16 protein-coding genes are annotated in these 19,221 nt (G+C 70.6%); 5 read left to right on the top strand and 11 right to left on the bottom strand.

Features of this window, described 5'->3' with window-relative positions; translation table 11 throughout:
• Positions 1-29: 29 nt before the first annotated feature.
• The gene (locus tag JK363_RS27490) at positions 30-821 is read left to right on the top strand and encodes a metal-dependent hydrolase (RefSeq protein WP_201878215.1); all 792 of its coding nucleotides are present in this window, start codon (positions 30-32) and stop codon (positions 819-821) included.
• A 134-nt stretch (positions 822-955) separates the two neighbouring features.
• Here JK363_RS27490 and JK363_RS27485 read toward each other — a convergent pair whose 3' ends face one another.
• On the bottom strand, positions 956-2,737 hold the full coding sequence (locus JK363_RS27485) for an ABC transporter ATP-binding protein (RefSeq protein WP_201878213.1): 1,782 nt from the start codon (positions 2,735-2,737) through the stop codon (positions 956-958).
• A complete protein-coding gene (locus JK363_RS27480; protein WP_201878211.1) occupies positions 2,734-4,713 on the bottom strand; it encodes an ABC transporter transmembrane domain-containing protein in 1,980 nt (659 codons plus the stop codon). The genes JK363_RS27485 and JK363_RS27480 overlap by 4 nt, the downstream gene beginning before the upstream one ends.
• 164 nt (positions 4,714-4,877) lie before the next feature.
• Between JK363_RS27480 and JK363_RS27475 the strand changes: the two genes are divergently transcribed.
• On the top strand, positions 4,878-5,618 hold the full coding sequence (locus JK363_RS27475; RefSeq protein WP_236076140.1) for a L,D-transpeptidase family protein: 741 nt from the start codon (positions 4,878-4,880) through the stop codon (positions 5,616-5,618).
• 260 nt (positions 5,619-5,878) lie between these two features.
• Positions 5,879-7,276 (top strand): alpha-amylase, encoded by a 1,398-nt coding sequence (locus JK363_RS27470; protein ID WP_201878209.1) that lies wholly within the window; start codon positions 5,879-5,881, stop codon positions 7,274-7,276.
• Positions 7,277-7,402: 126 nt separating this feature from the next.
• Here the strand turns inward: JK363_RS27470 and JK363_RS27465 are convergent, their stop codons facing one another.
• Positions 7,403-7,843: a MarR family winged helix-turn-helix transcriptional regulator gene (locus JK363_RS27465; protein WP_201878207.1), complete on the bottom strand. Its 441-nt coding sequence runs from the start codon at positions 7,841-7,843 to the stop codon at positions 7,403-7,405.
• 140 nt (positions 7,844-7,983) lie between these two features.
• On the opposite strand from JK363_RS27465, the gene JK363_RS27460 reads away from it, so the two are divergent.
• The gene (locus JK363_RS27460; protein ID WP_201878205.1) at positions 7,984-9,801 is read left to right on the top strand and encodes an ABC transporter ATP-binding protein; all 1,818 of its coding nucleotides are present in this window, start codon (positions 7,984-7,986) and stop codon (positions 9,799-9,801) included.
• A gap of 11 nt (positions 9,802-9,812) precedes the next feature.
• Here JK363_RS27460 and JK363_RS27455 read toward each other — a convergent pair whose 3' ends face one another.
• From JK363_RS27455 to JK363_RS27420, 8 genes are all read right to left on the bottom strand, one after another.
• Positions 9,813-10,952, bottom strand: a complete 1,140-nt coding sequence (locus JK363_RS27455; protein ID WP_201878203.1) for a CaiB/BaiF CoA transferase family protein — start codon at positions 10,950-10,952, stop codon at positions 9,813-9,815.
• A gap of 62 nt (positions 10,953-11,014) precedes the next feature.
• The gene (locus JK363_RS27450) at positions 11,015-11,983 is read right to left on the bottom strand and encodes an acetylxylan esterase (RefSeq protein WP_201878201.1); all 969 of its coding nucleotides are present in this window, start codon (positions 11,981-11,983) and stop codon (positions 11,015-11,017) included.
• Positions 11,984-12,422: 439 nt separating this feature from the next.
• Positions 12,423-13,259, bottom strand: a complete 837-nt coding sequence (locus JK363_RS27445; RefSeq protein WP_201878199.1) for an amino acid ABC transporter ATP-binding protein — start codon at positions 13,257-13,259, stop codon at positions 12,423-12,425.
• Positions 13,260-13,264: 5 nt separating this feature from the next.
• On the bottom strand, positions 13,265-14,050 hold the full coding sequence (locus JK363_RS27440) for an amino acid ABC transporter permease (protein ID WP_201878198.1): 786 nt from the start codon (positions 14,048-14,050) through the stop codon (positions 13,265-13,267).
• Positions 14,051-14,106: 56 nt separating this feature from the next.
• Complete coding sequence (locus JK363_RS27435; protein ID WP_201878195.1) at positions 14,107-14,910, bottom strand: ABC transporter substrate-binding protein; 804 nt, start codon at positions 14,908-14,910, stop codon at positions 14,107-14,109.
• A 126-nt stretch (positions 14,911-15,036) separates the two neighbouring features.
• A complete protein-coding gene (locus tag JK363_RS27430) occupies positions 15,037-15,270 on the bottom strand; it encodes an SGM_3592 family protein (protein ID WP_201878193.1) in 234 nt (77 codons plus the stop codon).
• A 236-nt stretch (positions 15,271-15,506) separates the two neighbouring features.
• A complete protein-coding gene (locus tag JK363_RS27425) occupies positions 15,507-16,592 on the bottom strand; it encodes a MerR family transcriptional regulator (protein ID WP_201878191.1) in 1,086 nt (361 codons plus the stop codon).
• Positions 16,593-16,686: 94 nt separating this feature from the next.
• Positions 16,687-17,691: a hydroxyacid dehydrogenase gene (locus JK363_RS27420; protein ID WP_201878185.1), complete on the bottom strand. Its 1,005-nt coding sequence runs from the start codon at positions 17,689-17,691 to the stop codon at positions 16,687-16,689.
• Positions 17,692-17,935: 244 nt separating this feature from the next.
• Here JK363_RS27420 and JK363_RS27415 point away from each other — a divergent pair, with 244 nt between their 5' ends.
• A complete protein-coding gene (locus tag JK363_RS27415) occupies positions 17,936-18,967 on the top strand; it encodes a PLL family lectin (protein ID WP_201878183.1) in 1,032 nt (343 codons plus the stop codon).
• Positions 18,968-19,221 lie beyond the last annotated feature (254 nt).

The following is a 19,221-nucleotide window of genomic DNA, read 5'->3' as shown; positions in this document are numbered from 1 at the left end:
GCGGGCACGAACAGGGGCGGGGTACGACCATGATGGGACCGGCGCATTCGCTGTCCGGAGCCGCGGCCTGGCTGGGGGTGGGGGCGGCCGCCGCGGCGGCCGGCCACGAGATGCCCTGGCCGGTGCTGGTCGTCGGCGCGCTGATCTGCGCCGGAGCGGCGCTCGCCCCCGACCTCGACCACAAGGCGGCGACGATATCCCGCGCCTTCGGGCCGATCTCCCGGGGCCTGTGCGAAATGATCGACAAGATCTCGCACTCCGTCTACAAGGCGACCAGGAAGCCCGGCGACCCCCGTCGCACGGGAGGGCACCGCACCCTCACCCACACCTGGGTCTGGGCCGTCCTCATCGGAGCCGGTGCCTCGGTGCTCGCCATGGTCGGCGGCCGCTGGGCCGTGCTCGGTATCCTCTTCGTCCATATGGTGCTGGCCGTCGAGGGGCTGCTGTGGCGGGCGGCCCGGGTCTCCAGCGATGTCCTGGTCTGGCTGCTCGGCGCGACAAGTGCCTGGATCCTCGCGGATATTCTGAACAAACCGGGCAATGGTGCGGACTGGCTGTTCACCGCGCCCGGTCAGGAGTACCTCTGGCTGGGACTGCCGATCGTCCTCGGCGCCCTGGTGCACGACATCGGCGACGCCCTGACCGTCTCCGGCTGCCCGATCCTGTGGCCCATCCCGATCGGCCGCAAGCGCTGGTACCCGCTCGGCCCGCCGAAAGGGATGCGCTTCCGGGCGGGCAGCTGGGTCGAGTTGAAGGTGCTGATGCCGGTCTTCATGGTGCTCGGCGGCGTGGGCGGACTGGGCGCCTTCGGCATCATCTGACCACCCCGGTACCGGCCGCCCCGGTACCGACCGCCCCGATTCCGGATCCGAGCGCCCCGCATGCGGATCCGACCACCCCGGTCCGGATGGACCCGGGCCGGGGTGGTCAGCCGCCGCTCATCCGCACCGGGGACTCACTGGTGCCAGGAGCGCCACAGCGCCGCGTACGCCCCGTCCGCCGCGACGAGTTCGTCGTGACTGCCGAGTTCGCTGATGCGACCCGCCTCGACCACAGCGATGACATCCGCGTCATGTGCGGTGTGCAGCCGGTGGGCGATGGCGACCACGGTCCGGCCCTCCAGCACCCGACCCAGCGAGCGCTCCAGATGGCGGGCCGCCCGCGGATCCAGCAGCGAGGTCGCCTCGTCCAGCACCAGGGTGTGCGGATCGGCGAGCACCAGCCGGGCCAGTGCGATCTGCTGCGCCTGCGCCGGGGTCAGCGCCAGCCCGCCCGAGCCCACCTCGGTGTCCAGGCCGTCCTCCAGCGCGCCTGCCCAGCCGTCGGCGTCCACCGCGCCCAGCGCCGCCCACAGTTCCGCGTCCTGTGCGGAGGTGCGGGCCAGCAGCAGGTTGTCCCGCAGCGAGCCCACGAAGACATGGTGCTCCTGGTTGACCAGAGCCACATGCTCACGCACCCGCTCCGCGGGCATCCGCGCCAGCTCCGCACCGCCCAGGGTCACCTCGCCCGCCCGGGGCGCGTAGATCCCGGCGAGCAGCCGTCCCAGCGTGGACTTGCCCGCCCCGGACGGCCCCACCAGCGCCAGCCGGGTCCCCGGCCGCACCTTCATGGACACCCCGTGCAGTACATCGCTGCCCGCCCGGTAGCCGAAGCGCACCTCGTCGGCCCGCACATCCCGGCCCTCCGGCGTCACACCGCCGTCCCCGGGACCCTGCTCGATCTCCCGCACCCCCACCAGCCGGGCCAGCGACACCTGGGCCACCTGGAGCTCGTCGTACCAGCGCAGGATCAGCCCGATCGGTTCGACCAGCATCTGCGACAGCAGCGCCCCAGTCGTCAGCTCCCCGATGGACATCCAGCCCCGCATCACACAGACGCCGCCGATCATCAGCACCGATCCGGTGATCAGCGTGTAGGTCACATTGATCACGGGGAACAGCACCGACCGCAGCCAGAGCGTGTACCGCTCCCACGCGGTCCATCGCTGGATACGCAGTTCGGACTGGGCGATCCGCCGGTCGCCCAGCCGGTGGGACTCGATGGTGCGCCCGGCATCCACGGTCTCGGTGAGGGACGCGGAGACCGCCGCGTATCCGGCGGCCTCCGAGCGGTAGGCGCTCGGCGCCCGGCGGTAGTACCAGCGACAGCCGACCACCAGCACCGGAAGCGCGACCAGCACGGCCAGCCCCAGCGGCGGGGCGGTCACGGTCAGGGCGCCCAGCAGCAGCCCGGTCCACACCACACCGATGGTCAGCTGCGGTACGGCCTCGCGCATCGCGTTCGCCAGCCGGTCGATATCGGTGGTGATCCGGGAGAGCAGATCACCGGTCCCGGCCCGCTCCAGCACACCCGGCGGCAGACCCACCGATCGTACGAGGAAGTCCTCCCGCAGATCCGCGAGCATCTGTTCGCCCAGCACCGCGCCGCGCAGCCGCACCATCCGCACGAATACGGTCTGCACCGCCAGCGCCGCCGCGAACAGTGCGATCGTGCGCCCGATGGGCGGATCGTCCCGGCCCTCCGAGAGATCCTCGACCAGACCGCCGAGCAGATGCGGGCCGACCATCGAGGCGAGCACGGCGGTGGCGTTCACCACCATCAGCACAATGAACGCCCGGCGATGCCGCCGCAGCAGCTCGCGCAGATAGGCCCGGACGGTCGTGGGTGTGCCGACGGGCAGGGTCGTCGCCGACTCCGGCGCGGCCGGGTCGTAGCCGGGGGGTGCCACGCCGATCATGCCGACTCCTCGATCTGTTCCTCGATGCGGTCGATGTCCACGAGTCCGCTGCCGTCCGGCGTTGCACCGTCCTGTGGTGCCGTGCCGTTCAACGGCTCGGCACCCGTCAGCCGCTCCGTACCGTCCGGCCCGTCCGGCGGCGCCGTCCTGCCGCAGGGCTCGTCGTCCGGCTCACGGGTGACGACCGCGCGGTACGCGGGGTCACTCTTCAGCAGCTCCCGATGGGTGCCCACCCCGGCCACCTCGCCGTCGTGCACGAAGACCACCCGATCGGCCCGGTCCAGCAGCAGCGGGCTGGAGGTGAGGACGACCGTCGTCCGCCCTTCCCGTAGCCGTCGCACCCCCTGCGCGATCCGCGCCTCGGTATGCGAGTCCACGGCGGAGGTGGGCTCGTCGAGCACCAGCACCTCCGGGTCGGTCACCAGCGAACGGGCCAGTGCCAGCCGCTGCCGTTGGCCGCCCGACAGCGATCGGCCGCGCTCGGTGATCCGTGTGCGCAGCGCGTCCGCCTCGCCTGCCTCGTCGAGGGACGCCTGTGCCAGCGCCTCCAGCACATCGCCGCACTGGGCCGCGTCCAGTGCCTGCTCCGCGGTGACCCGGCCCGACCGCGGTACATCGAGCAGCTCGGTCAGCGTTCCCGACAGCAGTACCGGGTCCTTGTCCTGCACCAGCACCGCGCCGCGCGCCGCGGCCAGCGGCAGCTCGTCCAGTGCGACTCCGCCGAGCAGCGCCGACGGCGCCCGGCCGGAGCCGTCGGCGTCCGTGCCGTGCTCCGGGGGATGTCCGCCCAGCCGGTCGGCCAGCCGCCCCGCCGCGTCCGGGTCACCGCAGACCACCGCGGTCAGCCGCCCGGCCGATGCGAGCATGCCGCTCGCCGGGTCGTACAGATCGCCACCGAGTGCTGCCGCCCCGTCGGCCCCGTCGCCGTCCCCGCTTCCACCGCCGGGCGTGCCGTCGGCGTCGCCGCGAGGAGCTGGTGAGGGGCGCTCCAGCGCCAGCACCCGCGCCGCGCGCCGCGCGGACGGCCGGGAGAAGGAGTACGCCATGGCGATCTCCTCGAAGTGGCGCAGTGGGAAGAGCAGGAAGGTGACCGCGCTGTAGACGGTGACCAGCTCGCCCACGGCGATCCGCCCGTCCTGGGCCAGTGCCGCCCCATACCAGACGACACCGATCAGCAGCAGCCCCGGCAGTGCCACCTGGACGGCCGCGATCAGCGCCCACATCCGCGCGCTGCGCACCGCCGCGACCCGCACCTCCTGCGATGCGCGCCGGTAGCGGCCGAGGAACAGCTCCTCGCCGCCGATACCGCGCAGCACCCGCAGCCCGGCCACGGTGTCCGAGGCGAGCTCCGTCGCCCACCCGGCCTTCTCCCGCTGCTCATCGGCCCGACGGGCCGCGGGCGGCAGCAGCGGCAGCACGGCCAGCGCCAGGGCCGGCACCCCGAGGGCCACCATCACACCCAGCGCCGGCTGGTAGATCACCAGGGCCACACACACCCCGATCGTGGTGATCGCGGCCGCGGTGAAGCGGGACAGCGCCTCCACGAACCAGCCGATCTTCTCGACATCGCCGGTGGACACGGCCACCACCTCGCCCGCCGCCACACGCCGGGTCAGCGTCGAGCCCAGTTCCACCGCCTTGCGGGCCAGCAGCTGCTGGACCCGCGCCGCCGCCGTGATCCAGTTGGTGACGGCCGCGCGGTGCAGCATCGCGTCCCCGAGCGCGGTGAGCACGGTCAGCCCCACCATCAGCGCCCCGGCCAGCGCGAGTCGCCCACCGGAGCGGTCCACCACCGCCTGCACTCCTAAGCCGATGGCCACCGGGAAGCACACCAGGGCCGCCATGTGGAGCAGCCCCCACAGCGCGGCCTTGATCTGCCCGCCCAGCTGGTTCCTGCCCAGCCAGAGGAGAAACCGGGGACCTGACCGTACGTCGGGCCTGCCGGGGTCGGTGTACGGAAGATCGCGAATGTGCATGGGGTCCCAGGTCTCGGGCAGTGCGCGGGCGGGCGGAAACGGGCGGAAAGACGAGCCAGAGTCGCCCCCCGAGGGGTACGAATTCAACTGGTTTTTCCTCAAGGAGCAGGGAACACGCCACTCCGCGTGCGGTGCTTCAGCGTCGGGATGGGACCATGGGAAACATGCGAATGTCCGGCACGATGTCCATGCGTACGGCGGCCGCGACCGCCGCCGCGCTGCTCCTCCTCACAGCCTGCGGCGGTGGCGGTGACAGCGGTGGCAACAAGGGCGGTGATGAGGGCAAGAAGCAGGCGCCGCAAGGCGGAGCGTCCACGCCGGACCCCACCCGTATCCCGAAGGTCGGCGACACCCTCCAGTCCCGGATCCCGGCGAACGCCCGCCAGGTCGTCGCGGTCTACGGCAAAGGGGTGAACTCCGCGGACTCCACCGTCGTGCTTTACACCAAGCAGGGCAAGTCCTGGGAGCGCACCCGCAGTTGGGCGGCGCACAACGGCAAGCGAGGCTGGACGACCAGCCATCACGAGGGCGACAAGCGCAGTCCGGTGGGCGTCTACACGCTCAGCGACGCGGGCGGGGTGCTGCCCGACCCCGGCGCCCGGCTGCCGTACACCGCGTCGAACTCCTTTGCCGCGCCCCACTCCTGGCCCAAGTCCCACTGGACCGACTTCAACTACGTCATCGCGATTGACTACAACCGCGTCAAGGGCGCCTCACCGCTGGACCCGACGCGGCCCGAAGGGCAGAGCAAGGGCGGGTCCATCTGGCTGCACATGGACCACGGCAGCGGTACCTCGGGATGCGTCAGTCTCTCCAAGTCCGGCATGGAGTATCTGCTGAAGAACCTCGACCCCAAGCAGCACCCGGTGGTGGTCATGGGGGACAGGGCGCATCTGGCCGACTGAGACTCCGTCCGTCTGACGTCACGACATATGTCCCGTCGCTCACGACAGATGTGCGTACACAGGTACGTCACCTGCGCAAAATGTTTCTGCAAGTGACTGGAAACCTTTGCGTCATGTCTTGACGTGTTCAGCGCCAGCCCGGCAGGCTGCCGTCCGGAACCACCGCCCTCGGTGCGGCAGTTCCACTTCCCCCCACGGTGGCCTGGCGCGTGGCTGCCTTCGTGGGCACTTCGGTGCCCGGATTCCGAAGGAGCCGCTTTATGCGACACCGGTCCCGTCTGCTGGGCGGAGCGCTGGCCGGGCTGCTCACCGCAGCCGCCGTCGCCACCGTCGTCCCCTGGCCCTCCCAGGCCACCCCGCCGGGCGACAAGACGGTCACCGCCACCCTCTTCGAGTGGAAGTACGACGCGGTCGCGCAGGCGTGCAAGGACTCGCTGGGCCCTGCCGGTTACGGCTATGTGGAGGTCTCGCCCGCCTCCGAGCACATCCAGGGCGGACAGTGGTGGACCTCGTACCAGCCCGTCAGCTACCGGATCGCCGGGCGGCTCGGCGACCGGGACGCCTTCAGGAACATGGTGGACGCGTGTCACCAGTCGGGTGTGAAGGTGATCGCTGACGCGGTCATCAACCACATGTCGTCCGGTTCGGGCACCGGAACCGGCGGTACGTCGTACGCCAAGTACACCTACCCGGGCACGTATCAGGACCGGGACTTCCACGGCTGCCGCAAGGACATCACCGACTACGGCAACCGCGGCGACGTCCAGAACTGCGAACTCGTCGGCCTCGCCGACCTCGACACCGGCAGCGACGACGTCCGCGGCGCCATCGCCGGCTACCTCAGCGACCTCCGCTCGCTGGGCGTGGATGGATTCCGCATCGACGCCGCCAAGCACATGGCCGCCGATGACCTGGCCGCCATCAAGGGCAAGATGTCAGACCCGGGCATGTGGGTCTCGGAGGTCATCCACGGTGCGGGCGAGGCCGTTTCGCCCGAGGAGTACACCGGTATCGGCGACGTCGACGAGTTCCGCTACGGCGGCCACCTCAAGAGCGCGTTCCAGGGCGGGAACATCGCCCAGCTGAAGTCGGTGGCCGACGGCAAGCTGAGCGGCGACAAGGCCCGGACCTTCGTCGACAACTGGGACACCGAACGCAATGGCTCGACCCTCACCTACAAGGACGGCGCGTCCTACACCCTTGCCAACGTCTTCATGCTCGCCTCGCCCTACGGTTCGCCGAATGTGTACTCCGGCTACGAGTGGACCGACAAGGAAGCGGGCCCGCCCTCGGGCGGCGCGGCAAGCTGCGGCAACGGCAGCGGCTGGACCTGCACCCACGCCAGGGCCGATATCACCGGCATGGTCGGCTTCCACAACCAGGTCGCCGGTGCCGAGCTGAAGGACTGGTGGGACAACGGCGGGAGCGCCCTCGCCTTCAGTCGTGGCGACAAGGGCTTCGTCGCCCTCAACAACGGCGACGGCGAGCTGAGCGAGGCCTTCCGCACCTCGCTTCCCGCCGGTACCTACTGCAATGTGGCCAAGGCGGCGCCGGACCACTGCGACGGCCATACGGTGACGGTCGCCGACGACGGCACGGTGCGCACCACCCTTCCGGCCAAGAGCGCACTGGCGCTGCACACCGGCGCCAAGGGCTGAACGCCCGCCGGCTCCCGCCCGCCGCCCACGCGCCCCGCGTACGCGCCCGACGTACGCGGGGCGCGTACGGTGTCGCGGGAGGGGGCGGCCGTGAGGCGGCTTGAGCGATGGCGGCCGTACGCGGCCTCAGCAGTGGCGGCCGTGAGCGGTGGAGAGGGTGTCCAGCAGTCCGCCGAGGACCTCCCGCTGCTCAGGGCTGAGCGGCGCCAGGATGTCCTCGGCGGCCGCCCGGCGCGCGTCGTGCAGTGCCCGGAGCGTCGAGCGGCCGGTGTCCGTCAGCTCGACGCGCACCACCCGCCGATTGGTCGGATCCGGTACCCGGCGCACCGAGCCATGTGCCTCCAGGGCGTCCACCAGCGTGGTCACCGCACGTGGCACCACCTCCAGCCGCTGCGCCAGATCCGCCATCCGCGGGGGCTCGTCGGTGTGTGCGACGGTGCGCAGCAGCCGGGACTGGGCGGGGGTGATACCCAGGGGCTCCAAATGGAGCTTCTGGGCGCGGTGCAGCTTCCGGGTCAGGCGCAGCAGCTGCTCCGCCAGGAGGCCGGAGGTCTCGGGCTCGGGCATGATCGGCAGTCTATCAGGACCGGGTTCATTGTGAGCATAGGTAACAATGAGCTATGCTCCGGTAGCTTCGCACGACCGGACCGCCCGGTCCCCGGCGGCGGTCTCTTCCGCCGCCGGACCCCTGCCACCAGAAGGAGCCCATGCACCACGACGATGCGTCATGGACCCCGTCGTCCGCCGAACCGGAGCGCCCTGCCCAAGTGCGGCGCATCCTCCGGCTCTTCCGCCCCTACCGCAGCCGTCTCGCCGTGGTCGGTCTGCTCGTCGCCGCCTCCGCGCTGGTCTCGGTGGCCTCGCCCTTCCTGCTGCGTGAGGTCCTCGACACCGCCATCCCCGAGCGCCGCACCGGACTGCTGACCCTCCTGGCCCTCGGCATGATCGCCGCGGCCGTCGTCAACAGCTGCTTCGGAGTGCTCCAGACCCTCATCTCCACCACCGTCGGCCAGCGGGTGATGCACGATCTGCGCACCGCCGTCTACGACCGGCTCCAGCGCATGCCGCTGGCCTTCTTCACCCGCACCCGTACCGGCGAGGTCCAGTCCCGGATCGCCAACGACATCGGCGGGATGCAGGCCACCGTCACCTCCACCGCGACCTCGCTGGTCTCCAACCTCACCAGCGTCGTCGCCACGGTCGTGGCCATGCTCGCCCTCGACTGGCGGCTGACCGTGGTCTCGCTGCTCCTGCTGCCGCTGTTCGTCTGGATCAGCCGCCGCGTCGGCGCCGAGCGCAAGAAGATCACCTCACAGCGCCAGAAGCAGATGGCCGCGATGTCCGCGATGGTCACCGAATCCCTGTCGGTGAGCGGCATCCTGCTCGGCCGCACCATGGGCCGGTCCGCCTCGCTCACCGAGGAGTTCTCCCGGGAGTCCGAGCGCCTGGTCGGCCTCGAGGTGCGCTCCAGCATGGCGGGCCGCTGGCGGATGTCCACCATCGGCATCGTGATGGCGGCCATGCCCGCCGTCATCTACTGGGCCGCCGGAGTCACCCTCCAGACGGGCGGCCCGTCGGTCTCCATCGGCACCCTCGTCGCCTTCGTCTCGCTCCAGCAGGGGCTGTTCCGGCCCACGGTGAGCCTGCTGTCCACCGGTGTCCAGGTGCAGACCTCCCTCGCGCTCTTCGCCCGCATCTTCGAATACCTCGACCTGCCGATCGACATCACCGAACCCGCCGAGCCCCGGCGGCTGGAGAGCGTGCGCGGCGAAGTCCGCTTCGACGGCGTCGACTTCGACTACGACACCCAGGACCCCGCCTCTGCCGGAGGGACGCTGCGCGGTATCGAGCTGACCGTTCCGGCGGGCGGCAGCCTGGCCGTCGTCGGCCCGACCGGCTCCGGCAAGACCACCCTCAGCTATCTGGTGCCCCGGCTGTACGACGTGACCGGCGGCCGGGTGCTGATCGACGGAGTCGACGTCCGGGACCTCGACTTCGACACCCTCGCCCGCGCGGTCGGCGTGGTCTCCCAGGAGACCTATCTCTTCCACGCCTCGGTCGCCGACAACCTGCGCTTCGCCAAGCCCGACGCGACCCATGAACAACTCGTGGCCGCCGCCGAGGCCGCCCAGATCCACGACCACATCGCATCCCTCCCCGACGGGTACGACACCCTGGTCGGCGAGCGGGGCTATCGGTTCTCCGGCGGCGAGAAGCAGCGCCTCGCCATCGCCCGGACGATTCTGCGCGACCCGCCGGTGCTGATCCTCGACGAGGCCACCAGCGCCCTGGACAACCGCACCGAACAGGCCGTCCAGGAGGCCATCGACGCCCTGTCCGCCGGGCGCACCACCATCACCATCGCCCACCGGCTGTCCACCGTGCGCGACGCCGACCAGATCGTGGTCCTCGACGGCGGCCGGATCGCCGAGCGTGGCACCCACCAGGAGCTGATGGCCCGGGACGGCCGCTATGCCGCCCTGGTGCGCCGTGACGCCCAGCTGTCACCCGCCCCGGTCCTCTAGCGACGGGGTGTTCACATGAACTCGGCGCGCACCGCCTCCGTGTGCTCGCCGAGTTCGGGCACCGGCCGCATCGGTGCCCGGCGTCCCGCCACCTCGACCGGGGGCAGCAGTCCCCGCAGCGGTCCGACGGGGGAGTCGAAGTCGCCCCAGCGCTCCCGGGCCGCCAGCTGCGGATGCGCGGCGAACCCGGCGACATCCCGCAGCCGGGCGTTGGCGATACCCGCCCCGTCCAGCAGCGCGATCAGACCCTCGGCGGTATGCCCCGCAAAGCACTCCTCCAGCTCGGCCGTCAGCTTCTCGTCATGGGCGCGGCGCAGCGGATTGTCGGCGAACCGCGGATCACGGACCAGCTCGGGGCGGCGCAGCACCTGCTCGCACAGGGCCACCCACTCGCGGTCGCTCTGCACACTCAGGAACACCTGCGCGCCGTCACCGCACGCGTAGGCGCCGTACGGGGAGATCGACGGGTGGCGGGCGCCGCTGCGGGCGAGGGGCGTCCCCCCGTACTCCTGGGTGAAGTACGGATGCCCCATCCACTCGCCCAGCGCGTCCAGGAGACTGACACTCAAGTCCGTCCCCTCACCGGTGCGTTCTCGCTCGTACAGCGCGGTGAGAATGCCGCTGTAGGCGTACATTCCGCCCGCGATGTCCGCGATCGAGATCCCGGGGCGGGCGGGTTCCTCAGGACTGCCGGTGATCGACAGCAGCCCCGTCTCGCACTGGATGAGCAGGTCGTACGCCTTCTTGTCCCGGTAGGGCCCGCTGTCGCCGTACCCGGAGATGGCACAGGTGATCAGACGGGGATGCAGCGCCCGCAGCGTCCGGGCCCCCAGACCGAGCCGTTCCACCGCCCCGGGCGCCAGATTGTGCACGAAGACGTCCGCACGGCCGAGCAGCGCGTCGAGGACGGCCCGGTCGGCGTCCTCCTTGATGTCGAGGACAACGCTCTCCTTCCCGCGGTTGGTCCAGACGAAGTAGGCCGAGGCCCCCTTCACCGCGCGGTCGTAGTCACGGGCGAAGTCGCCCCGCCCCGGCCGCTCGACCTTGATGACCCGCGCGCCCAGATCGGCGAGCTGGCGGGTGGCGTACGGGGCGGCGACGGCCTGTTCCAGGGCGACGACGGTGATGCCGTCCAGCGGCTGTGCGGGCACGGATGACTCCTTCGGATACGGATAGGCCACTGTCTTCCCCGCGCGGGGCCACCGTGCTCGGCTCAGCCGAGCAGCCGCCGCAGGAAGGTGATCTGCGCTGCCTGCTGATGGGTGCCGCCGCCCTCATGGCCGTTGAAGGGCCACACCTTCAGTTCCTTCTCGCCCGCGTAGTGGTGGTACGCGGCGAAACCGCAGGACGTCGGGGTGATCTCATCACGCAGCGCGGTCGAGAAGAGCGCGGGCGCCTGGGCGCGGACTGCGAAGTTGAGCCCGTCGAAGTGGTCGAGTGTGCTGAGCACTTGGTCCGCCAGATCGCGCTGACCGGCACAGAACCGGGCCAGTTCCCCGTAGGGGTCCGCGTCGGTGATCTCGAGCGCCCGTCGGATGTGCGTCATGAACGGCACATCCACCAGTGCTCCGGCGAGACCGGGCACCAGTCCAGCCGCGGCGAGCGCCATCCCGCCGCCCTGGCTGTCGCCGCTGACGACGATCCGGTCGGGGTCCACCAGCGGATGAGCCCGGGCCGCCGCCACCGCGCGTACGGCGTCGGTGTAGAGCCGCCGGTAGTAGTAGTCGTCCGGGGAGAGGATTCCCTTGGTCATCATGCCCGGTGCCTCCGGTCCGGTGCCGCCCGCCGGATCCGGGGTGGCGCCGGGCTTCTGCTGGGACCAGCCCTGACCACGGGTGTCCATCACGAAGACCGCGTAGCCCACCGACGGCCACAGCAGCCAGTTGTGCGGCAGCCCGCGCCCGCCGTTGTAGCCGATGTACTGCACCACACACGGCAGCGGGCCCGCCGCGTCCCGCGGCGCCAGCAGCCACCCCCGTATCCGGTGCCCGCCGAAACCGGAGAACTCCGCGTCATCGGTGTGCACCCGCGTCAGACCCGCGTCGTACGGCGTGAACACCGCGTCCAAGTCCGCCGCGTTCGCCTCGGCGAGCGTGCGCTCCCAGAAGCCGTCGAAACCCTCGGGCTCGGGCAGCGGAGGACGGTAGGCGCGCAGCTGGTCCAGCGGCAGATCGACAAACACGTGGCAGGACCTCCGAAGGTTCTGTACGCCAGTGGCCGTCCGGGTATCCGATCAGCGTTCGAAGTGCTGGTCAAGGGGACACCGCGGCACCGCGGCCATGGTGCGCCCCGCGGTGGTGGCGACCGCGCGGGGGAGTCATCCGATGGCCGGCGTCAGCCTCCAGTGGGTGCCGGTGGTCCAGCCGAGGAGGCGCCGCGCGCGGCCTCCGTCCGCGGTCCCGTTGGCGGAGAACACCCGGCCCGGTGGATCAGGCGCGGTCCGGCCAGGGCGGGGGCCGGCCGGTCGGCGACATGGCCGGAGGCGGAAGGTCTCGTGGGTGAGCCACTGGATGCCGGCCGTACGCTCGACCGGAGCGCACAGCGCCAGATGGAAGACCATCTGGCGCCAGGCAGCGCCGTGGCGGGGCCGCGCAACGGGATGGGTGGCGGCCCCGCGCTCCTCAGCGGTCGATCCGGGCGTCGTGCGGCCCGCCGTCCGGTACCTCCCCAACATGGGCCGCCGCCGGGTCCAGCACCCGGTTGAGGAACGTCCGGGTGCGGGGATGGCGTGGAGCGGCCACCACCTGCTCCGGACCGCCCTCCTCCACGATCACCCCGTCGTCCATGAAGACGACCCGGTCCGCGACCTCCCGGGCGAAGCTCATCTCATGGGTGACCACGAGCATCGTCATCCCCTCGTCGGCCAGCGCGCGCATGACGGCGAGGACATCGCCGACCAGCTCCGGGTCGAGGGCCGAGGTCGGCTCGTCGAACAGCATCAGCTCCGGGTCCATGGACAGCGCCCGCGCGATGGCCACCCGCTGCTGCTGCCCGCCGGAGAGCTGTGCCGGATAGGCGTCCTCCTTGTCGGTCAGACCGACCCGTCCCAGATTGGCCCGGCCGATGCGCCGGGCCTCCGCCTTGTCGCGCCGCAGCACCCGCCGCTGGGCGATGGTGAGGTTCTCCAGCGCCGTGAGGTGCGGGAAGAGGTTGAACGCCTGGAACACCATGCCGATCTTGCGCCGCACCCGGTCGATGTCCACGTCCGGATCGGTGACCTCCGCCCCGGCCACGGTCACCGAGCCCGAGGTGGGCTCCTCCAGGAGGTTCACACAGCGCAGCAGGGTCGACTTGCCGGATCCGGAGGGGCCGATCACACACACCACCTCACCCCGCCGGACCGTGAGGTCGATCCCCTTGAGCACCTCCAGCTCCCCGAAGGACTTGTGCAGATTCTCGACCCGGATGGCAACACCGTCCGGCTGTGGCGTCTCGTTCTGCCCCTTCTGTTCCTTCATCGCGCTCACCTCGCCTTCGCCGTACGGGCCTCGAGCCGCCGCACCAGATGTCCCAGCGGAACGGTGATGACCAGGTAGCACACCCCGGCCACCAGGATCGGGGTGAGGCTGCGGTGCTGGTTGAGCGCGTCCCGGCCGAACTTGGACAGTTCGTACTGGTCCAGGGAGAGGCCGAGCAGATAGACCAGGGACGAGTCCTTGGTGAGCAGGATCAGCTCATTGGTGAGCGGCGGCAGCACGATCCGGAACGCCTGCGGAATGATGATCGAGACCATGGCCCGGCCGTGGGACATACCCAGTGAACGCGCGGCCTCCATCTGCCCCTTGGGCACCGCCTGGATGCCCGCGCGGATCGTCTCCGCCATATAGGCGGCGCCGACCAGCCCGAGCGCCAGCATCACGGTGACGTAGCGGTCCAGGGCCACCTGGAAGGCGAGCGGCACACCGAAGCCCAGCGCGATGAAGACCAGCAGTGCCGGTACCCCGCGGAAGAACTCGATATAGGCGATCGACAGCCACCGGTAGGGCGGCACCTGGGACAGCCGCATCAACGCGAGCATCAGCCCCAGCACCAGCCCGAAACCGAATCCGAGCAGGGTGTAGACGACGGTGTTGACCAGGGCCGTGGTGATGACGTCGGGGAACAGGGACCGGGCGACCTCCGCGTCGAAGAACGCGCGGCGCAGTTCACCCCAGTCCGCGGCCAGGACGAAGGCGAGCAGCACGGCGAAGAGCACGGCGTACTGGACCGCCCGTATCGCCCGCGCCCGCTGCCGACGGGTCATTGCCATATCTGTGCGGACTCCTCAGCTCCTATGGCGGTTCGCTGGTGTCAGTTCGCGGCGGGCTAGCTGGCGGACTTCTTGGGCGCGGTGCCGAACCACTTCTTGTAGATCCGGTCGTACCTGCCGTCCGACCGCACTTGCTTCAGCACCTTGTTGATCTTCTTGCGGAGGGCGTCATTGCCCGTGCGCACGGCGATGCCGTACTGCTCTCCGGTGTTGAACTCGGCGGTGACCTCGGTGTCGGGGTTGTCCTTGACGTAGTCGTAGAGCACACCGTTGTCATTGACGCCCGCGTCGACCTGCCCGGTCTTGACAGCAGTCAGCAGCAGCGCGAGGTCCTCGAACTGGACCAGCTCAGCGCCCTTGGCATTCTTCTGGGCGTAGGCCTCGCCGGTGGTTCCCTGCTGGACGGCCAGCTTCTTGCCCTTGAGATCGGCGAGCGAGGAGTAGGGCTTGCCCTTCTTGGTCACCAGGGCCTGGGTGGCCTCGAAATAGGGGGTGGAGAAGTCGAGGTTCTTCTCCCGCACCTCGTTGATGGTCATTCCGGCGGCGGCGACATCGCACTTGTTGGCGTTGAGGTCCTCACCGGACTGGATGCCCTCGAAGGGCGTGTCGACGATCTCCTGTTTCACCTTCAGCGCCGAGGCGATGAAGTCGACCAGGTCCACATCGAACCCGACGACCTTCTTGCCCTCCTTCGACTGGAAGGGGGCGTACGGAAGGTGGGTGCAGGTGGTGAGCTTCCCGGAGTGCACCAGGCTGATGTCCGAGCCGCCGGACCCGGACGACGCGGTACTGGTGCACCCGGCCAGCAGGGCGGTAGCGGCGGCTATGGCTGTGACGGACAGTGTGGAGCGAGCGGACACGGCACCTCCGGACATGGTCGGGGGCGACCCCACCGAACACGTGATCAGTGTGATGGGCGCATCCTGCCATTGGTGATGCCCAGTTGTACCCGCCGTGTGCGTTGCGAGCGGATAACGGCTCCGCGGCTAGCGGCGCCGCCGCCACCTGCGGCGCTTGCTCCAGAACCACCCGGCCGGAGGCTCGTCCGCGCGCCAGGGCTGGGGCTCGGGCCCACCGCGCCGCCAGCGCGCGCTCAGCATGCGGGTCCGCGCGGCGGGCTCGGAGACCTCCGCTCCGCGCACAAAATCCTCGTCGAGAACGACATCGTCCCAGCCGTCCGCGTCGTCTTCGGGCCCTCGATCCGTGGATCCGGTGCTCACGGGGGCACCTCCCGTCCGCCGGTGCCGCTCGGGCACATTTCCCTGGACGGGGAACGTGTGGGGCGGCGGCCGAGTTCCGGTCCCCGCGCTGCCGTCCGTGCATGGCCACCCGCCGTGTCCCACGGGGCGTGATCATGGTCACCCCGCCGAGCAGCCCCCGGCCGGCGAGGGCCGGGGGGGCCGGCTCAGCCGCCCCAGAGGAGGGCGGCTGGGCCGCGGAGGGGAAGTCGGGCAGCTCAGGCCGGGGCCAGGGCGCGCTGCTCCGCCACATGAGCCACCACACAGGTGACGTTGTCCGGCCCGCCGGCCCGCTGGGCGAGCGCGACCAGCTCCCTGACCGCCCGCCCCGGATCGGACTGCGCGACGAGGACGTGCCGGATCTCCTCGTGGGGCACGACCCCGCTCAGCCCGTCCGAGCACAGCAGATAGCGGTCACCGTCCCGGGCGTCCCGCAGCGCGAGGTCCGGTTCGAAGTCCGATCCGCAGCGCACGGCCCGCAGCAGCAGTGCCCGCTGGGGGTGCGACGCGGCCTCCTCCTCGGTGAGCCGCCCGTCGTCGATCATCGACTGCACCAGGGTGTGGTCATGAGTGATCTGGAACAGCGCACCCTCGCGCAGCAGGTAGGCGCGGGAGTCCCCGATGTGGACCAGACCCAGCTCGGAGCCCGACCACAGCAGTGCGGTGAGCGTCGTCCCGACCCCGGCCAGCGCCGGGTCGGACGCGGCGAGCTCGTTGACCGACTCATGCACCCGCCGTGCCGCGTCCTCCAGCGCGCTCAGCAGTTGACCGCCCGGCACCTCCGCCTCCAGTGGTTTGAGTGCCTCGATCGCCGCCTCGCCGGCGTGCCGTCCGCCGCCGAAGCCGTCGGCCACGGCGAGCAGCCGCGGACCCGCGTAACCGACGTCCTCGTTGCTCTCGCGGACGGCGCCGGTGTCGGAGAGCACGGCGTAGCGGATTCCCAGGGTGCTGTGAACAGAAGACATCGCGGTGTCCTTCCCGGACAGATGGTCCTCGAGGAAGGCGGCCAGTTCCCGCCGAGCCGCCGTGTCCGCCTCCACCTGCGACCAGTACGCCCGGACCTCCCGGGCCGCGGCCCGGGGCTCCAGCTCGCATACGGCCCGGATCCGGGCCAGCGGCATGCCCAGACGCCGCAGCCAGACCACCAGCCGGGCCCGCTCCAGCTGTGCCGGATCGTAGAAGCGGTAACCGGAGTACGGATCGACGCGGGCGGGCGTCAGCAGCCCGAGCTCGTCATAGCGGCGGAGCGCCTTGGCGGACAGCCGCGCCGCTCGCGCGAATGACCCGATCGTCAGCAACTCCATGTCCACCCTCCTCGAGCCGGGCGTTCGCCCGGTCATCGCCGATGCTGAGCCTTCCCCCGGGAGGAAGGTCAACGGCGAGGCGGTGGTTCCCCGGCTAGGCGATCCGGTCGAGGTCGGTGCGGAGCACCTGATGGAGCGGTGGCGCCCCGGCCATCAGCCGCTCCACCTCGTCGGTCACCGCCGCACCGAGCCGCTCCAGCTCATGGCCCAGCGCCCCCGCGATATGCGGGGTGAGCAGGACGTTGGGCAGGGTGAACAGCGGTGATCCGGCGGGCAGCGGCTCCGGTTCGGTGACATCCAGGACCGCCGAGATCCGGCCGGTGGACAGCTCGGTCACCAGGGCGTCGGTGTCGACCAGCGCGCCGCGCGCGGTGTTGATGAGCGTGGCGCCGTCCGGCATCAGGGCCAGCCTGCGGGTGTCGAGCAGCTGCCGGGTGGCGGGCAGCGACGGGGCGTGCAGGCTCAACACCTCACTGCTGGCCACGAGTTCGTCCAGCGGCAGGGCGCGTACGCCGAGCGCCTCCGCCTCCGGCGGTGCCAGATGCGGGTCGTACACCGACACTTCCAGATCGAACGGGCGCAGCAGCTCGATCACCCGGCGACCGATCCGGGAGGCGCCCACGATCCCCACCCGGCGCCGGAAGTTGCCGGTGCGCGCGGTCCGGGCGGGGGAGGGGAAGCGGTGTTCGGTCGCGTACAGGGCGCGCAACCGCAGGGTGTCCTTGCCGGCCAGCAGGATGGCGGCGAGGGTGAACTCGGCGACGGGCAGGGCGTTGGCCGCCGCGGCGGAGGAGACCAGAAGCTCGCGCTCCCAGCAGGCGGGGGTGATGTGTCCCTTGACGCTGCCCGCGGCGTGCACCACGGCGCGCAGCTTCGGAAGCCCGTCGAGCACCTCGGCGGTCAGCGGTTCACAGCCCCAGCCTGTGATCAGCACCTCCACGGCGGCCGGGTCGGCACCGGTCACCGCCGACGGGCGGACGGCGGCGGCGGGCGGGATCGTCACGGACGCCGTGAGACGGTCCAGCAGCGGCGCGGGAAAGAGCCTCGGGAGATGGACGGGGTCCATCACGAACAGCGCGGCGGGGGAGTCGGGCACCATGGCCTCCTGGTCACCAGGCGATATGCGATCAGCCTCTCTCGCCCTGAGGAGACAGTCCAATAAGAAAGAGAAAGGGCTCAATCCGATATAGCTGTGTCATTGCTAATAATCAGTCATATCCTTGCATCTTCCCCTCTTCAGGCATTCGCCATGCTTTCCCCGGGCACTGACGGTGTATCCGCGCACACCTGTGCGCTCTCGTGGCCTCACGCATAGAGGCCTCACGAGAAGAGGGAGGTTCCTCATGTCCATATCCACCACACCCGGAACCGTGTGGGGCACCTGGATCAACCTGCAAGGCGGGATCCACTCCGAGCCCGCCCCGGTCCTGTTCGCCGACGACCGGGTGCAGGTTTTCATCCGCGGCGGGTCGAACGCCCTGTGGAGCAGGGTCGAGGGCCGCGACGGCAGTTGGCTCGGCTGGTTCCAGTACATCGGTGTGTCGATCGACGGCATCCCCGCCCCCATCCGCGGCAAGGACGGCAAGATCCGGGTCTTCTACCGCACCCCGAACAACAACCTCGAGGTCATCACCCAGACCAGTCTCAACGGCGGCTACAGCGGGCCCCAGGTGCTGGTCACCGGCATCGGGGACGACCCGGCCGCGGTGCTCAACGCCGACGGCCGCATCCAGGTGTTCTTCCCCGGCACCGACGGAGCGCTGTGGACCCTCCGCAATCAGGACCTGCTGTACGAGACCTACACCGCACCGGTCTCCCTCGGCGGAAGCATCCGCTCCACCCCCTCACCCATCCTGGACGGCGGGGGACGGATCGTGGTGGCCTTCAAGGGTGTCGGCGACACCCTCTACACCACCCAGCAGACCGCCGAGAACTCCACCACGTGGGAGGCCTTCGCCCTGGCCTCCAACAACGTCACCAGCCGGCCCTCGGTGTGCCTGGACGCGGCGGGGCGGGTGCAGATCTTCTTCCGCGGATCCGACGCCGCCGTATGGCGGGTGGGTCAGAGCGACAACTACGACACGTTCGGCGCCCCGGTCCAGCTCGGCGGCCAGATCGTCTGGCGCCCCACCTGCGGCCTGGGCCAGGACGGCCGGATCAACGTGTTCATCAAGGCCACCGACAACGCCCTGTGGGTCGCCGTCCAGTCCACCGAGAACGACCCGACCTACACCAGCTTCCAGTCGCTCGGTGGGTCGATCGGCTCCGCGGGCATCAGCGTCCCCATCCTCAACGAGGAGAATCTGCTCTACGTCTTCCTCCAGGGCAGCGGAATCGCCAGGGACCTCTGGCTCCAGCGCCAGACGTTCGTCTGACCGCCCCCCGTACCGCGACCGGCCTCATCGCGCACCCTGAGGCCGTGACGAGCGCCGGCAGTGATGCCCACACTGCTGGCCTCTTGCATGTGCGGCCCTTCTCGCGACGCCGACGAAGGCCGGCGGCGGAGAACACATACGGAGGATCCACCGGGCGTGATGTCGCGGCCCCGGCGCAGACCTGGCAGGCTCGGCCCGGCGGCCCCCGCTCCGCCCGGGGAGGCCCGCCCGCCCCGAACCTCCGTCGAGGACAA

Origin of the sequence: Streptomyces coffeae (assembly GCF_016741875.1) — a bacterium.
Classification (GTDB): domain Bacteria; phylum Actinomycetota; class Actinomycetes; order Streptomycetales; family Streptomycetaceae; genus Streptomyces; species Streptomyces coffeae.
This window is presented reverse-complemented; position numbering and strand designations above follow the sequence as displayed.

Bases quoted from the DNA above. Each gene is read 5' to 3' on its own strand.
- JK363_RS27490 (WP_201878215.1), top strand. From the start codon at position 30: ATGATGGGACCGGCGCATTCGCTGTCCGGAGCCGCGGCCTGGCTGGGG.
- JK363_RS27485 (WP_201878213.1), bottom strand. From the start codon at position 2,737: ATGATCGGCGTGGCACCCCCCGGCTACGACCCGGCCGCGCCGGAGTCG.
- JK363_RS27480 (WP_201878211.1), bottom strand. From the start codon at position 4,713: ATGCACATTCGCGATCTTCCGTACACCGACCCCGGCAGGCCCGACGTA.
- JK363_RS27475 (WP_236076140.1), top strand. From the start codon at position 4,878: ATGCGAATGTCCGGCACGATGTCCATGCGTACGGCGGCCGCGACCGCC.
- JK363_RS27470 (WP_201878209.1), top strand. From the start codon at position 5,879: ATGCGACACCGGTCCCGTCTGCTGGGCGGAGCGCTGGCCGGGCTGCTC.
- JK363_RS27465 (WP_201878207.1), bottom strand. From the start codon at position 7,843: ATGCCCGAGCCCGAGACCTCCGGCCTCCTGGCGGAGCAGCTGCTGCGC.
- JK363_RS27460 (WP_201878205.1), top strand. From the start codon at position 7,984: ATGCACCACGACGATGCGTCATGGACCCCGTCGTCCGCCGAACCGGAG.
- JK363_RS27445 (WP_201878199.1), bottom strand. From the start codon at position 13,259: ATGAAGGAACAGAAGGGGCAGAACGAGACGCCACAGCCGGACGGTGTT.
- JK363_RS27440 (WP_201878198.1), bottom strand. From the start codon at position 14,050: ATGGCAATGACCCGTCGGCAGCGGGCGCGGGCGATACGGGCGGTCCAG.
- JK363_RS27425 (WP_201878191.1), bottom strand. From the start codon at position 16,592: ATGGAGTTGCTGACGATCGGGTCATTCGCGCGAGCGGCGCGGCTGTCC.
- JK363_RS27420 (WP_201878185.1), bottom strand. From the start codon at position 17,691: ATGGTGCCCGACTCCCCCGCCGCGCTGTTCGTGATGGACCCCGTCCAT.
- JK363_RS27415 (WP_201878183.1), top strand. From the start codon at position 17,936: ATGTCCATATCCACCACACCCGGAACCGTGTGGGGCACCTGGATCAAC.